Annotated in this window: 16 protein-coding genes; 2 read left to right on the top strand and 14 right to left on the bottom strand. The window is 70.9% G+C overall.

Annotated elements, in window-relative coordinates; translation table 11 throughout:
• Positions 1-172 precede the first annotated feature (172 nt).
• Positions 173-595: a hypothetical protein gene (locus tag AC07PU_RS02030; protein WP_495314811.1), complete on the bottom strand. Its 423-nt coding sequence runs from the start codon at positions 593-595 to the stop codon at positions 173-175.
• A 199-nt stretch (positions 596-794) separates the two neighbouring features.
• On the opposite strand from AC07PU_RS02030, the gene AC07PU_RS02025 reads away from it, so the two are divergent.
• Positions 795-974 carry a hypothetical protein gene (locus tag AC07PU_RS02025; RefSeq protein WP_495314809.1) on the top strand — a complete coding sequence of 60 codons (180 nt, stop codon included), beginning with the start codon at positions 795-797 and terminating at the stop codon, positions 972-974.
• Complete coding sequence (locus AC07PU_RS02020) at positions 959-2,170, top strand: NAD(P)/FAD-dependent oxidoreductase (RefSeq protein WP_495314807.1); 1,212 nt, start codon at positions 959-961, stop codon at positions 2,168-2,170. The genes AC07PU_RS02025 and AC07PU_RS02020 overlap by 16 nt, the downstream gene beginning before the upstream one ends.
• Positions 2,171-2,182: 12 nt before the next feature.
• Here AC07PU_RS02020 and AC07PU_RS02015 read toward each other — a convergent pair whose 3' ends face one another.
• The 13 genes from AC07PU_RS02015 to AC07PU_RS01955 form a co-directional block, all read right to left on the bottom strand.
• A complete protein-coding gene (locus tag AC07PU_RS02015; RefSeq protein WP_057591224.1) occupies positions 2,183-3,025 on the bottom strand; it encodes an IclR family transcriptional regulator in 843 nt (280 codons plus the stop codon).
• A 95-nt stretch (positions 3,026-3,120) separates the two neighbouring features.
• The gene (locus AC07PU_RS02010) at positions 3,121-3,840 is read right to left on the bottom strand and encodes an SDR family NAD(P)-dependent oxidoreductase (protein ID WP_495314804.1); all 720 of its coding nucleotides are present in this window, start codon (positions 3,838-3,840) and stop codon (positions 3,121-3,123) included.
• Between the two features lie 25 nt (positions 3,841-3,865).
• Positions 3,866-4,849: a tripartite tricarboxylate transporter substrate binding protein gene (locus tag AC07PU_RS02005; protein WP_495314802.1), complete on the bottom strand. Its 984-nt coding sequence runs from the start codon at positions 4,847-4,849 to the stop codon at positions 3,866-3,868.
• A gap of 54 nt (positions 4,850-4,903) precedes the next feature.
• Positions 4,904-5,644 (bottom strand): SDR family NAD(P)-dependent oxidoreductase, encoded by a 741-nt coding sequence (locus AC07PU_RS02000; RefSeq protein ID WP_495314800.1) that lies wholly within the window; start codon positions 5,642-5,644, stop codon positions 4,904-4,906.
• Positions 5,641-6,168 (bottom strand): 2,4'-dihydroxyacetophenone dioxygenase family protein, encoded by a 528-nt coding sequence (locus AC07PU_RS01995; RefSeq protein WP_093347207.1) that lies wholly within the window; start codon positions 6,166-6,168, stop codon positions 5,641-5,643. Before AC07PU_RS01995 ends, AC07PU_RS02000 begins: the two co-directional genes overlap by 4 nt.
• A gap of 139 nt (positions 6,169-6,307) precedes the next feature.
• The gene (locus AC07PU_RS01990; protein ID WP_296785837.1) at positions 6,308-7,222 is read right to left on the bottom strand and encodes a LysR substrate-binding domain-containing protein; all 915 of its coding nucleotides are present in this window, start codon (positions 7,220-7,222) and stop codon (positions 6,308-6,310) included.
• Positions 7,223-7,310: 88 nt separating this feature from the next.
• A complete protein-coding gene (locus AC07PU_RS01985; RefSeq protein ID WP_495314797.1) occupies positions 7,311-8,210 on the bottom strand; it encodes an alpha/beta hydrolase in 900 nt (299 codons plus the stop codon).
• A complete protein-coding gene (locus AC07PU_RS01980) occupies positions 8,210-9,715 on the bottom strand; it encodes a GMC family oxidoreductase (RefSeq protein WP_495314795.1) in 1,506 nt (501 codons plus the stop codon). Before AC07PU_RS01980 ends, AC07PU_RS01985 begins: the two co-directional genes overlap by 1 nt.
• The gene (locus AC07PU_RS01975; RefSeq protein ID WP_281081570.1) at positions 9,712-10,326 is read right to left on the bottom strand and encodes an isochorismatase family protein; all 615 of its coding nucleotides are present in this window, start codon (positions 10,324-10,326) and stop codon (positions 9,712-9,714) included. The genes AC07PU_RS01980 and AC07PU_RS01975 overlap by 4 nt, the downstream gene beginning before the upstream one ends.
• A gap of 277 nt (positions 10,327-10,603) precedes the next feature.
• Positions 10,604-10,921, bottom strand: coding sequence for a toxin-antitoxin system YwqK family antitoxin (locus tag AC07PU_RS01970; protein ID WP_495314792.1), 318 nt, complete (start codon positions 10,919-10,921; stop codon positions 10,604-10,606).
• A 62-nt stretch (positions 10,922-10,983) separates the two neighbouring features.
• Entirely contained in the window at positions 10,984-12,123 is a 1,140-nt protein-coding gene (locus AC07PU_RS01965; RefSeq protein ID WP_495314790.1) for a CaiB/BaiF CoA transferase family protein, read from the bottom strand.
• 38 nt (positions 12,124-12,161) lie between these two features.
• Positions 12,162-13,010 carry an HpcH/HpaI aldolase/citrate lyase family protein gene (locus AC07PU_RS01960; RefSeq protein ID WP_495314788.1) on the bottom strand — a complete coding sequence of 283 codons (849 nt, stop codon included), beginning with the start codon at positions 13,008-13,010 and terminating at the stop codon, positions 12,162-12,164.
• A gap of 10 nt (positions 13,011-13,020) precedes the next feature.
• Entirely contained in the window at positions 13,021-13,998 is a 978-nt protein-coding gene (locus AC07PU_RS01955; protein WP_296785849.1) for a Bug family tripartite tricarboxylate transporter substrate binding protein, read from the bottom strand.

The raw sequence follows: 13,998 nt of genomic DNA, 5'->3' as shown, positions 1-13,998 counted from the left end.
ATCGGCGCCCTCGGCGGCAACCGTCAGCGGCGATCGGGCTGTGTCGCCGTCCGGGGCGCGAGGAATTCAGCGGCCAGGACTGGCGGGTTTTCGCATCGGTGCATGCGCCGCTGCAACCCGGTCACGCAGCAGCGCCCCCGTGCGCCGGACCGCAGGCCAGCGGGATCGGATCTCACTGTGCCGTGAGAACCACGATCTCGCCGTTGGAACCGCGCTGATAGAACAGCTCGTTGCCTTTCAGCCGCACCTCGTTGCACCGGCTTTCGAGGGCCTTGCGCATGTCCTGGCACAGCTTCGTGCCATCGAGCCGGACCGTGCCGTCGAAGATGCCCCCACCGGGCCCGGCACCGGTGCCGCCGCGCCGATACGCCAGCCGGAAATAGTCGTCGGGGCCGAAGTCCATCGTCCAGCCCGTGCCGTCCACGCGCGTGCCCACGAACTTCTTGCCGTTGAGGCCCTTGAGCGTCTCGGGCGTCAGTGCCACGGCCTCCGCCGGAAACTCCGGCGCGGCCGACTGGGCCAGCGCAGCCGGCAGAGCGAGCCCGAGCGCAGCCGCCGCGAATGCGCAGCGACGGATATGTTGCAGGGTTCTCATGCTTTCGATCTCCTGTCCGCCTCGAGGCGTGAGTTGAAGCCCCCCTCCGGGTGCTCTGCGGCGGAAGTATTGAGACGGACCCGTTCCTTGGCATCCTTCGAATCAAGTAGATCCTTGGCATGCGCCGCACACGTCCCCTACAGCGGGGACAGACAAGCCGGTCCCCTGCGAACACCATCGCGCTGCAGGAGACACGCAGATGGAATGGCTGATCCCTTACAAGCTCGACACCGACGCGCCCGACGGCGGCCGGCCCTCGATCCAGGCCCCGAGCGCGCCTGAAAAGCGGCCCGACGCCGCGCGGCATCGCAACGCGTGGACGCGCGTACGCGCCCTCTTCTTCCCTCGCCAGATGCGCGCGCCATGCAGCAGGTCGTGATCGTTGGCGCGGGCCATGCGGGCTTCCAGTGCTGCGCCTCGCTGCGCCAGGAAGGTTTCGACGGCGCCATCGTGCTGGTCGGCGACGAGGCCAGCCTGCCCTACCAGCGGCCGCCGCTGTCGAAGGCCTACCTGCTCGCGAAGGCGAGCGCGAGCGACCTGCACTTTCGCCCCGAGCGCTTCTTCGAGGAACAGCGCGTGCAGCGCGTGCAGGGCCGCGTCGAGCTGATCGACCGCGCCGCGCAGCGCGTGGTGCTGACATCGGGCCAGGCGATCGCCTACGACCATCTCGTGATCGCCACCGGATCGAGCCCGCGCCGCATGCGCGTCGAGGGCGCGGAGCTCGAGGGCGTGATGAGCCTGCAGACGCTGGCCGATGCCGACCGGCTGCGCGAGCGGCTGGCCGACAGCCGGCGCGCGGTGGTGATCGGCGCGGGCTTCATCGGGCTCGAGTTCGCCTCGGTGGCGCGTGCCCTGGGCCTGGACGTGACGGTGCTCGACGTGGCCGATCGCGCGCTGGCGCGGGCCGCCTCGCCGCACAGCGCGCAGGCCGTGGCGGCCTCGCACGAGGGCCGCGGCACGCGGCTGCGCTTCGGCTGCGGCGTGACGGCGCTCGAGGGCCGCGAGGGCCGGATCGCGGCGGTGCGCACCGCCGACGGCGAGACGCTGCCGGCCGACCTCGTGGTGGTGGGCATCGGTGCCGAGCCGCGCACGCAGCTCGCGGCGCAGGCCGGGCTCGCGGTCGACAACGGCATCCGCGTCGATGCGCAGCTGCTGAGTTCCGATCCGGCGATCTCGGCCATCGGCGACGTGGCGGCCTTTCCCGACCCGGTCAGCGGTCGCCACATCCGGCTCGAGTCGGTGCAGAACGCCGGCGACCAGGCGCGCAGCGTGGCGGCGCGGCTCGCGGGCAAGACGGTGGCGCACGGCCCGGTGCCGTGGTTCTGGAGCGACCAGGGCGAACTCAGGCTGCAGATCGCCGGGCTGCGCGCGGCCGACGATGCGCACGTGGTGCTGCGCGATGCGGCCTCGTCGGCCGCCACCGTGCTGTGCATCCGCGAAGGACGCCTCGCGGCGGTCGAGACGCTCAACCGCGCGGGCGATCACATGCTGGCACGCCGGCTGCTGGCCAAGGGCGTGGCGCTGAGCGAGGAAGAAGCGCGGGCGCCGGGCTTCCAGCTCAAGGCGCTGGCCTGAGCCGCACGCGCTTCAGAGCACGTCGCTGCCCGACAGCGAAGGCGTCTGCGCGATGCGCTCCGAGATGACGCGACAGGCCTCGAGCAGCGGTGCCACGTAGGCCTGGGCCGGGTCTTCCTTCTGGCGGAACACCAGCGTGCTCACGCTGATCGCCGCCACCGGCACGCCGCCCACGCCGCGGATCACCGCGCCGAAGCAGAAGATGCCGGCCTCGTTCTCCTCGTTGTCGACCGACCAGCCGCGCTCGCGCGTCTTCTGTACCTCGGCGCGCAGCGCTGCGGCATCGACGGTGGTGTTGGGCGTGTAGCGCGGCATCGGCAGGCGCTTGACCAGCGCCTTGAGCGCGCCGTCGTCGAGCGCCGCCATGTAGGCCTTGCCGACGGCGGTGGCATGCAGCGACACGCTGGTGCCGATGCGCGAGGCCATGCGCACCGCGCTCGGGCTCTCGAGCTTCTCGATGTAGACCATGGTCGTGTCGTTGGGCACGGCCAGGTGCACGGTCTCGCCCGTGAGGTCGCGCAGCCGCTTGAGCTCGTCGACGGCCGCCAGCCGCAGCTCGGAACGGCCCCAGCTGCGGCTCGCGAGCTGGATCAGCCGCGGGCCCAGCCCCAGGGTCGCGCTGTGCGGGTGCTCGACCAGCAGGCGCTCGGCGATCAGCGCCGCGACGATGCGGTGCACCGTGGGCCGCGGATAGCCGCTCGCGCGCATCAGCGCCGCGACATTGACCGGCTCCTGCGCATCGGCCACCAGCTGCAGCACGTGCATGAACTTGGAGAACGAGGCGGTACCCGCGACCTGGTTCGCGGAAGCGGCGGAAGAAGCGGGAGCGGCGGAGGAAGACCGGGGAGCGGGCATGGACGAAGGGACGAGGCCGGCGCGGGCACCGGCGGGAACGAGGGCCGGGCCATTATCCATACCCTCCATCCAGTCCACGCGCATCGGGCGCGCCCTCAGCTCACCAGGTAGCCGCCGTCGACCGGCAGCACCACGCCGGTCATGAACGACGCGGCCGGCGTGCAAAGGAACATCGCGGCGCGCGCCACGTCGTCGGGCGTGCCCCAGCGGCCCAGCGGCGTGCGCGCGAGGATCGGGCCCGCGCGCGCGGGATCGTCCTGCAGCGGCTTCGTGAGCGGCGTCGCGATCCAGCCCGGCGCGATCGCGTTCACGCGGATGCCGTCGGCCGCGTAGGCGATCGCCAGCGACTTGGTGAGCTGGGCCACGCCGCCCTTGCTCGAGGCATAGCCGGGCACCAGCCCGCCGCCGAAGAAGCTCAGCATCGAGGCCGTGTTGACGATGCAGCCGCCACTCGCCTTGAGACGCTCGCGCGTCATGCCGCACACGCGCATCGTGCCCGTGAGGTTCACGGCCAGCACCTTCTCGAACACCGCGAGGTCGTGCTCCGCGCCGCGCTGGATGATGCCGGCGCAGTTGAAGACGATGTCCAGGCGCTCGATGCCGCCGATCGCGGCCTCGAGGCTCGCGTCCGAGGTCACGTCGGCCTGCCGGACCTCGACCGCGGCATCGAGCGTGCCGTCGCCGTTGCCCAGGCCGATGGCCGTGACCTGCGCGCCGAGCGCGGCCAGGTGGTTGGCGATCACGGCGCCGATGCCCTGGGTGGCACCGGACACCAGTGCCCGCTTGCCCTTGAAGAGTGCTGCCTCGTAAGTCATGAAAAGGGAGTTGCCTTTGCGTGGATCAGTTCTTGATGTCGAGCTTGCCCATCAGCGTCTTGAAGTAGGCGCTGTCCTTGGCCATCGTGGCCTTGAAGGCGACGTCGTCGGCATAGGCGAAGCCCAGGTTCTGCTTGTCGAGCACCTCGCGGAAGGCGGGCTCGTTGGCGGCCTGCTGGCTCACGGTCTTCAGGTAGGCGATGACCTCGGGCGGCGTGTTCTTCGGCGCCGCGATGCCGCGCCAGGTGCCGATCACCAGGTCGATGTTGCGTTCCTTGAGCGTGGGCACCTTCTCGAAGCCCTTCACGCGCTGCTCGGCCATCACCGCCAGCGTCTTGAGCTTGCCGGCCTGCACGTAGGTCGTGACCTCGGCCGGGCTCACCGCCACCGCATCGATGTGGCCGCCCATCAGCGCGAGCACCGCGGGGCCGGCGCCCTGGAACGGCGTGTGGTTGAACTTCACGCTGGTCTTGTCCTCGAGCGCGGCGGCCGCCAGGTGCCAGATCGAGCCGTTGCCGGCATTGCCCACGCTGAGCTTGCCGCTGTCCTTCTTGGCGGCGGCCAGGAACTCCTCGATGGTGTTCCACGGCGCATCGGCGCGCACGGTGATCGCGGCCTGGTCGGCATTGAGGCGCGCGATGGGCGCGAGGTCCTCGTAGGTGAACTTCGCGAGGCCCATGTGCGGCAGCGTCGTCAGTTCCACCGTGACCACCGCGAGGCGGTAGCCGTCGGGCTTGGCGTTGATCACGTCCTGCCAGCCGATGGCGCCGCTGGCGCCGGGCTTGTTGACGATGATCATGCTCTGCGGCATGTGCTTGCGCGTGGCATCGGCGAAGGCGCGCGCCAGTGCGTCGGTGCCGCCACCGGGCTGGAACGGCACCACCAGCTCGACCGGCTTGTTGGGATAGTCGCGCGGCTGCGCCGAGGCGGGCGCGGCGGCCAGCAGCGCCGCCACCGGCAGCAGCGACAGCGCCGCGAGGCGTTGCAGTTTCGAGGCGAAGCGAATCATGGGGTGTGTCTCCGTGGTTTGAAAAGGAATGGGACCGAAAAAACTTGCAGCGCTTCAGTACGTGGCCCGACCGCCCGAGAGATCGAAGGTGGCGCCGGTGCTGAAGCTGCACGAGCCCGAGCACAGCCAGGCCACCATCTCGGCCACCTCGGCGCTCTCGCCCAGGCGCTGCATCGGGCTCTTGCCGATCATGGTCTGCACGTGCTCGGCCGACATCTGCTCGAGGATCGGCGTGCGCACCGCGGCCGGCGCGATCGCGTTCACCAGGATGCCCGTGGTCGCGAGCTCCTTGCCGAGCGACTTGGTCAGCGCGATCACGCCGGCCTTGGCCGCGCTGTAGGCCGAGGCATTGGGCGTGCCCTCCTTGCCGGCCAGCGAGGCGATGTTGACGATGCGGCCCGCGCCCGCGGCACGCAGGTGCGGCACCACGGCGCGGCACACGTTGAAGGTGCCGACCAGGTTCACGTCGACGATGCGACGCCACGTGGCGGGGTCGTAGGCATCGAGCGGCACCGTCGGTCCCGCGAAGCCCGCGCTGTTGACCACGAAGTCGATGCGGCCGAAGCGCGCGACCACCGCGGCGGCGGCGCGCTCGACCGTGGCGAGATCGCTCACATCGACCTGCCAGGCGTCGTCGTTCGCAGTGGCCTCGGCCATGTCCCACACCGCCACCCGCGCACCGGCACGCCGCAGCTGCGCCGCGACTTCCGAGCCGATGCCGCTGGCACCGCCGGTGACCACCGCCACCGCGCCCGCGAAGTCGTAGCCGGCGCGGCCGTAGGCCGTCGTGCTCATCGGATGAACTGCTTGACGTAGTCCGCGCCGAGGCCGACGTTGTCGAAGTGCTTGCGGCACATGTCGATCTTGGTGAACACGTCCTCGTAACCCATGCCCTTGCCCCAGGGGTCGGTGTAGTACATGACACCGTTGACCTGGAAGTAGGTGATCATTTCCTCGACGTCCTCGGGCACGTACAGCGTGTGCGTCTCGCCCGGCGGCTCGAACACGTAGCTGCCCTCGGTGGCTTCCCAGTCGTGCTCGAGATAGCGCCAGCGCCCCTTGAGCACGAAGCCGTGCACCGCCTGCGGATGGCGGTGGCGGCTCAGCACGCCCGACTTGCGCACCTTCAGCAGGTTCATCCAGTAGCCCTGGCTCGCGTTCAGGCACAGCGGCCGGAACCACACGTTCTCGGCCTGCGGCACCCACAGGCGCTCGTCGGTCGGGATCGCGTGCTGCACCACGATCTCGGGCAGCGCGTCCGGAGGATTCGGGTACTGGTAGGGCATCTTCGGGGTCGGGTCCGAATCATCGAGGGGCATGTCGCTTGTCCATATTGTGGATGTATGTCCATATTGTAGACATCGATGCCGGAGCCACGTCTTTGCGTAAACCCTGATGGCGCGCGCGACTGCGCCGCCGCATCGGCGCGGCGGGTCGGATCACGGGGGTTGCCTGCGCTCAGTCGAGCCGGACGGCGGCGGGGAAGGCCTCGACGAGGTGCTCGATGAAGGCGCGCGCCGCGGCGCTCATGCCGCGCCGGCTCGGCATCAGCGCCGAGATGGTCGAGTCGGCCGCCACCCAGTCGGGCAGCACGCGCCGCAGGCGGCCGGCGCGCAGCTCGTCGCGGCAGATGTAGGCCGGCAATGCGACCACGCCCATGCGCGCCTCGGCCGCGCGCTTCAGGGTCACCATGCAGGTGCCCTCCATGCGCGGGCGGATCGCGACCTGCGCGGTCTGCGCGCGGTCGTCCTCGCGCTTGAGCTGCCACAGGGGTGCGAGGCCGCCGCGCTTCATGAACAGCGTGGCGCACCCCAGCAGGTCGTCGGGCGTCTCGATGGCGCCGGCGGTTTCGAGGAACTCGGGTGCCGCGAACAGGTGCCAGGGCGCTTCCGCGAGCGCGCGCTGCACCAGGTTCGAATCGGGCAGCGCGCCCGAGTAGGCACGGATCGCGAAGTCGTAGCGGTCGGCCACGATGTCGACGTTGGCATCGCTCGCGTCCTGCAGCAGGTTGACCTTCGGGTACTTCGCGAGAAAGCTCGCGACCATCTCGGTCATCGCGAACTGCGAGGTCGCGACCGACACCGTGTAGCGCACGGTGCCGGTCGGCTCCGTGCTGCGGCTGCGCATCGCCGCCTCGGCCTCGTTGGCGCGCGCGATGGTGGCGACCGCGTGGCCGTAGAAGGCCTCGCCCGATTCGGTCAGCGTGATGCGCCGCGAGGTGCGCGCCAGCAGCGTCAGGCCGAGCTCGGCCTCGAGCTGCTGGATGCGGTAGCTGATCGTCGACACAGGGCGCTGCAGCGCGCGCGCCGCGGCCGAGAGGCTGCCCCGGTCGATCACTTCCACGAAGTACCGAAAGTCGTTGAGGTCGAGCACGCGTGTCTTTCGCCGATGGGTTCTTCCGAGTCCGCGGCAACTTAGCACGTTCCGCGCGCACCGGCCACGCGCGGACCCGGGCAAAGGGTCAGGCGTTCCAGTGGCGCGACACGAACGCAGCCGCGCGGTCGAGCGCCTTGCGCGCGCTGGCCAGCTCGCGGGTGTTGAGCTGGAACACGTGGTGCATGCCCTGCCACTCCTCGAGCTCGACCTGTGCGCCCGCGCCGCTGGCCGCTTCCACGAGACGGCGCGAATCGTCGCGCAGCACCTCGTCCGAGCCGACCTGGACCAGCGTGGGCGGCAGGCGCCGCAGGTCCGCATCGAACAGCGGCGAGCCACGCGGATCGCTGACCGGCGCGCCGCCCAGATAGGCCGCGGCCGAAGCACGCAGGTAGCCGACGTCGAGCAGCGGATCGCCGACGGCCAGTTCCTGCGCGCTCGCGCCGCTCAGGCTCAGGTCGGTCCAGGGCGAGAACGCGACCAGCGAGGACACGGCGATGCCCTGCCTCGCGGCCTCGAGCACGGTCGCGAGCGACAGACCGCCACCGGCCGAGTCGCCCGCCACCGCTACCGCACCGAAGCGCGCCGCCAGCTCCGCGAGCGTGCGCAACGCGAGGTCGCGCGCGGCGGGCAGCACGGCCTCGGGCGCCAGCGGGTACTCGAGCACGAAGGCCGGCACGCGCGTGCGTGCCGCGAGCTGGCTGGCCAATCCGACATAGGCGCTAGCATGGCCCAGGCCGTAACCGCCGCCATGGATGAACAGCAGCGCGCGCCCGGGCACGGCCTGCGCGGGCTCCACCCACCAGCCGGAAGCGGCTTCGTCGACGGCCTCGCGCGCCGCGACTTCGGAAGCGGTGGGCGTCTGCGCGATGAAGCGGTCATAGATGTCGCGCGGCGTGCCGGGCGCGGTGGACCAGAAGCGGCCGAACTCGAGGCGCAGCGCGCGCGCCGCGGCGATGTCCTGGGGATCGATGGGAACGAGGGCCATCAGCGGACTCCGAAGCCGTGGCCCGCGAGATGCCAGGCCATCATCATGGTGGTGATGTTGGGCGGCGCGCTCGGTGCCCTGGGCATGATCGACGCATCGATCACGAACAGGCCCGGCACGCCGTGCACGCGGCCGCCGCCATCGACCACGCCCTGGCCGGGCGGTCCCATGCGGCAGGTCGAGGTGGGGTGCGCATAGCCGTCGAGCTGCTGCTCGATCGCGCGCTGCAGGTCGTCGCCATCCGAGAACTCAGGCCCCGGCGCCATCTCGGCCGCGACCATCCCGGCGAACGGCGACTGCCGCCCGATCGCGCGCGACAGCCGCACGGCCTCGAGCATGCGCGCCATGTCGCGCGGCGTGCCCAGCAGGTTGTAGCGGATGCGCGGCGCGCTGCGCGGATCGCGGTCGGCCAGCTCGAGGCTGCCGGTCGCCTCGGGCTGCGTCACCGACACCGCCAGCACGATCGCGCCGCCCGTGGGGCTCAGCGCCGGGTCGAACAGGTGGGTGGCCGAGATGTGCAGGTCGAGATCGCCGGGCTTGGCCTGCGAGGACGCGGCCCAGAGGATCGCGCCCGCCGCGGGATGCATGCCCGCCGCTTCGGGCGTCAGCGCATAGACGTTGTAGTAGAACGGATGCTCCTGCAGGCCCTGCCCCACCGGCAGTTCCGCCACCAGCGGAATGCCCAGCGACGCCAGGTGCGGCGCGGGACCGATGCCCGATCGCATGAGGATCGCAGGACTGCCGAAGGCGCCCGCGCTGAGGATCACCTGGCCCGCGCGATGGCTCTCGCCCTCGGCATCGACCACGCCCACCGCGCGCCCTTCCTCGAACAGCACGCGGTCGATCTCCACGCCGCCGCGGATCGTGAGGTTGGGTCGCGCACGCACGTCCTCGCCGAGGAAGGCGATGCCGGTGTTGATGCGCCGCCCCGAGATCACGTTGAGCGGATACGGCGCGACGCCGGCCTGCTGTTCGCCGTTGAAGTCCGCCACGCGCGCGAAGCCGAGTGCGGCCGTCGCATCGACGAAGCCATTGAGCGCCGGCGTCAGCTCGTCGCGCCGACGGTTGCGGATCGGCAGCGGACCCGCGCGGCCGCGGAACGCGTCGTCGCCGTCGGGCGTGTTCTCGATCGCCTTGAAGGCCTCGAGCAGCTCGGGCCATTGCCAGCCCTCGATGCCGAGCGCGCGCCACTTCGCGAAGTCCTCGGGCCGCGAGCGCATCGCCACCGCCGCGTTGACGGCCGAGCTGCCGCCCAGCGTCTTGCCGCGCGGTGCGTGGATGCTGCGTCCCGCGAGGCCGGTCTCGGCCTGGTAGCCCCAGTCGTGGCCATCGGGCCCGCCGGCCGTGTCGGCATCCGCGAGGTCGCGCGGAAACACGTTCGGCCGGTAGGCTTCGCCGGCCTCGAGCAGCAGCACCTGGCGCGCGGGATCGGCGCTGAGCCGATGCGCGAGCACCGCACCCGCCGAACCGCCACCGACGACGATGACGTCGAAGGCAGCGCTCATCGCGACAGCGCTCCGGCCACCTGGCCCATCAGCACGGCGAACGGCATGTCGAGCGCGGCATACACATCGAGCGCCTTCGGATCGGCGTTGTCGCCCATGATCTCGACCATCAGGGTCGCGTAGTCGGAGATCTCGATGCCGAGCGTCGTCAGGCGCGCGATGCCTGCCTCGCGCTTGGCGGCCGAGAAGGTGCCGCAGGCGTCGATGGCAATGATCGGCTGGTAGCCCTCCTCGCGCGCCGAGATCGCCGGCAGCGAGGCGCAGACCTCGAAGGACAGCCCCGCGATGATCAGGTGATCGCGCTTCGTCGCCTTCACGGCCTCCACGAACGGCGGGTAGTCCCAGGCGTTGACGGTCGAGCGGTCCATGATCTCGCCGCCGCCCAAGGCCTCCTTGAGCTCGGAGGCCGTCGGCCCCCACATGCTGTCGCGCGCCGTCGTCACCGCGACGATCGGCAGGCCCAGGACCTTGGCCGCCTTCGCGAGGCCGACGACGTTGTGCTTGAGGTCGCTGACCGTCATGTCGCGCACGCCGGTCATCAGGCCGACCTGGTGATCGATGAGCAGAACGGCGGTGTTGTCCCGCGTCATGCGGGTGCGTTGGGTTTGCATGGGGTGTGACTCCTGGCGATGGGTTGGTGTGGGTTCGAAACGTGAGGCATTCGAACGGATGCGCCAGGCAGGGTCAACGAGATCGGCGGGGATCGGGCCTGGAAGGATCTTCCAATGGGTTGGAGGGTGGAAGAGGTTCCAATGGGACGGATGCTTTTGCCGGGATCACCTGCTGCGGCAGGGAATGCAGGTCGGGATAGCGAACCCCGTGACGCGGAACGCCGACGTCGTCTCTACGCGGAGATGGAGATCGACGTCCTCGGCACGGCCTCTGCGCTCAAGCGTCGTGGCTCTCGCTCGGCCCTTCAGTCCCGTCGGCATTCCAGAAGCGCCACACGCCGACTTCGCGCCCATCGCGATAGTGGCCCTCGGAGGCCGGCCGGCCATCGGGATGGAAGTCGCGCCAGAGCCCGTCTTCCTTCCCGTCGACGTAGTGGCCTTCCGATACCACCGTGCCGTTCTCGTGATAGGCCACGAACGAGCCATGCCGGATCCATCGCGTCCTGTCGGGCGACATCACCCTCGCGTAGCGGAATCGGATGGTTCCCGATTCGTAGGGGATCTCGGCGATGTTGAGGTCGAGGTCGGCGGTCATGTGATGCAGGGGAAAGGCGGTGCGTCGATCTCAGTCTAGCAACCGCCGCAGCGCTCCCCGCGTCAGGTGCGCTCGCTCCGCCCACCCACGACCTGCACCGTATGCTCCCCCAGCATCGGCGCCCTCGCCTCCCGCTTCACCCCGCGCTCGCCATTGAATCGGATCGGTTCCACCACCGCGCGGTAGCTGCCCAGCGTGGGATGCGCATGCGTCGCCAGCAGCCCCTGGTGTTCGACCTGCTCGTCGTCGAACACCTCCTCGATGCCGCGCACCACGGTGCACGGCACGCGCGTGCCGAAGATCGCTTCCCATTCGCGGGCGCCGTGCTGCAACAGCGCGGCGCGCAACTGCGGGACCAGCTCGGCCTCGTTGGCCTTGCGCAGGCGCATGTCGGCAAAGCGCGGATCGCGCGCCAGATGCGCGAGGCCCGTGAGCTCGCACAGCGCCTCCCAGAACGGCTGGGTCTGGGCCTGCAGGTAGACGTAGCCTTCGCGCGTGGGGTGGATGCCCGAGAGCGCGCCGCCGCGCAGGTCGCGATCGACGCCGGGGCCCTCGCCCTCGGACCACACCATGCGGCCCGCCTGCATGGCGAGCGCTGCCTGCAGCAGCGAGGTGTCGACGCGCTGCGGCAAGCCGGTGCGTTCGCGCTGGAACAAGGCGGCGCAGATGCCGGTGGCGATCAGGCTCGCGCCATAGAAATCGACGGCCGAACCCCAGACCACGCGCGGCTCGTCGCCCGGATAACCCTGCGCCTTGGCGATGCCGGTGCGGCATTGCAGCACCTGGTCGAAGCCGGGGCGCTGCGCCTGCGGGCCGTCGGGGCCATAGCCGGTGAAGCTGCAATAGATCAGGCGCGGCTGGATCGCGGTCAGCGTGTCGCAGTCCAGCGCCAGTCGCTCGGCCACGCCGGGGCGGAAGTTGTGCAGCACCACGTCGGCCTGCGCCACGAGCCGGTGGCAGGCCTCGCGGTCCGCGGGCTGCTTGAGGTCGAGCACGATGCTGCGCTTGTTGCGGTTCACGCCGATGAAGGCGCGGCTCTCGCCGGGCAGGGTCGAGGGGTAGTAACGCATCGGGTCGCCCTCGGGCGCCTCGATCTTGATCACGTCGGCGCCCAGGTCGCCCAGCAGGCTCGCGCCGTAGGGGCCCGCGATGTAGGTGGTGAAGTCCAGCACCTGGATGCCGTCGAGTATCTGTTGCGCCATCGATGTCGTCGTTTCGGGTCGGGGGGTGTGATGAAGAACTAGGCGAGCAGGCGGCGCGCGCGATCGACCATCGGGCGATCGATCATGCGGCCATCGAGCCGCAGCGCGCCCAGGCCCTCGGCGTCGGCGCGGGCATGCGCCTCGAGCACCTTGCGGGCCTGCGCGATCTCGGCCTCGGTGGGCGCGAACACGCGGTTGAAGACCCGCACCTGCGCCGGGTGCACGGCGGGCGTGCCGCCGAAGCCGAGCCGGTGCGACAGCCGCGCCGCGTCTTCGAGCGCATCCATGTCGTCGAGCTCGGCGATGGAGGCGGCCAGTCCCCAGCAGGCGAGGCCCTCGGCCGCGGCGCACATGGCGACGCGCGCGGCCGCGGGCACCAGCAGGTCGGCATGCGGCGGCCGGCCGATCGCGGCCGCATAGTCCTCGGCGCCGAAGCCCAGCGCGCGCAAGGCGGGATGGGCCGCCGCGATCGCATCGGCGCGCAGCACGCCGCGAGGCGTTTCGATCAGCGCGACCAGCGAGCGCGGTCCGTTCGAGCCGCGCTCGCGCGCATGCCGCTCGAGGTGCACGACCGCCGCGCGCACCTCGCTCGGCGACTCGACCTTGGGCAGCATGACGGCATCCACGCCCGCGGCGACGCAGGCCTCGAGGTCGGCATCGAGCAGTTCGGCCTCGGCATTCACGCGCGCCATCAGCGGCAGGCCGGTGCCGCGCAGCGCGGCGGCCGCATGCGCCAGCGCGAGCCGCGCCTCGGCCTTGCGCTGCGGCGCGATCGCGTCCTCGAGGTCGAGGATCAGCGCCTGCGCGCCGCGCTCGCCCGCGCGCGCGAAGAAGCGCGGCTCGAGCACCGGCACGAACAGCGCGCAGCGAATGCGGTGGGCGTCCATCGGCGGCTCCTCAATCGGCGGTGATGCCCAGGCGAGCCACCACGCCTTCCCACACCGGCGCGTCCTTCAGCATCTGGGTGCGGAAGCTCTCGACCGGCATCACCAGCGGCTCGGTCTCCATGCTCGCGAACTGGGCCTTGACCTCGGGCGAGGACATCACGGCCGCCATCTCGGTGCTGATGCGCTCGACGATGGGCGCGGGCAGCTTCGAGGGACCGAACAGCCCGCCCATGGTGTTGAGCGTGAGGCCGGGATAGCCGAGCTCGGCCATCGTCGGCACCTCGGGATAGGTGGCCAGGCGCTGCGCCGAGGTCACGGCCAGGGCCCGCAGCCGCCCGCCGCGGATCAGCGCGCCCGCGGCGATCGGCGAGTCGGTGGAGAACAGCACCTGCCCACCCGCGAGGTCGGCCAGCGACTGCCCGCTGCCCTTGTAGGGCACGTGGGTGGCCTTGGCATGGACCTGCTGCAGGTACATCTCGGTCGCCAGGTGCGTGAGCGTGCCGGTGCCGGAGGACGAGTAGCTCGATGGCGCGGCCGCCAGCCGCTTCGTCAGTTCCTGCAGGCTGCGCGGGCTGTCGGGCTGGGTGCCGACCAGCACCATGTAGGGGCTGCGCAGCGCCGCGGCCACCGCGGTGAAGTCGCGCAGGTGGAACTTCGCGTTGCGGTTCATCGCGGGCACCACCACCAGCGGCGCGGTGGTGCTCAGCAGCAGCGTGTAGCCGTCGGCCGGCTGGTCGAGCACGAACTGGTGGCCGATGATGCCGCCGCCACCGGCCTTGTTCTCGACGTACACGCTCTGCTTGAGCCGCTCGCCGAGCTTGCTCGCGAGCAGGCGCCCGATCACGTCGCTGCCCGAGCCCGTGCCCTGGGTCACCACCAGCCGGATCGGCTTGCTGGGGTAGGTGTCGGCCAGCGCCAGCGGTGCCACGCCGGCCAGCGGCAGTGCGGCGCCTGCGGACAGCGCGCGGATAAAGTCTCTACGATGCAT

Source organism: Variovorax sp. GW821-FHT10D07 (assembly GCF_059415325.1).
This window is presented reverse-complemented; position numbering and strand designations above follow the sequence as displayed.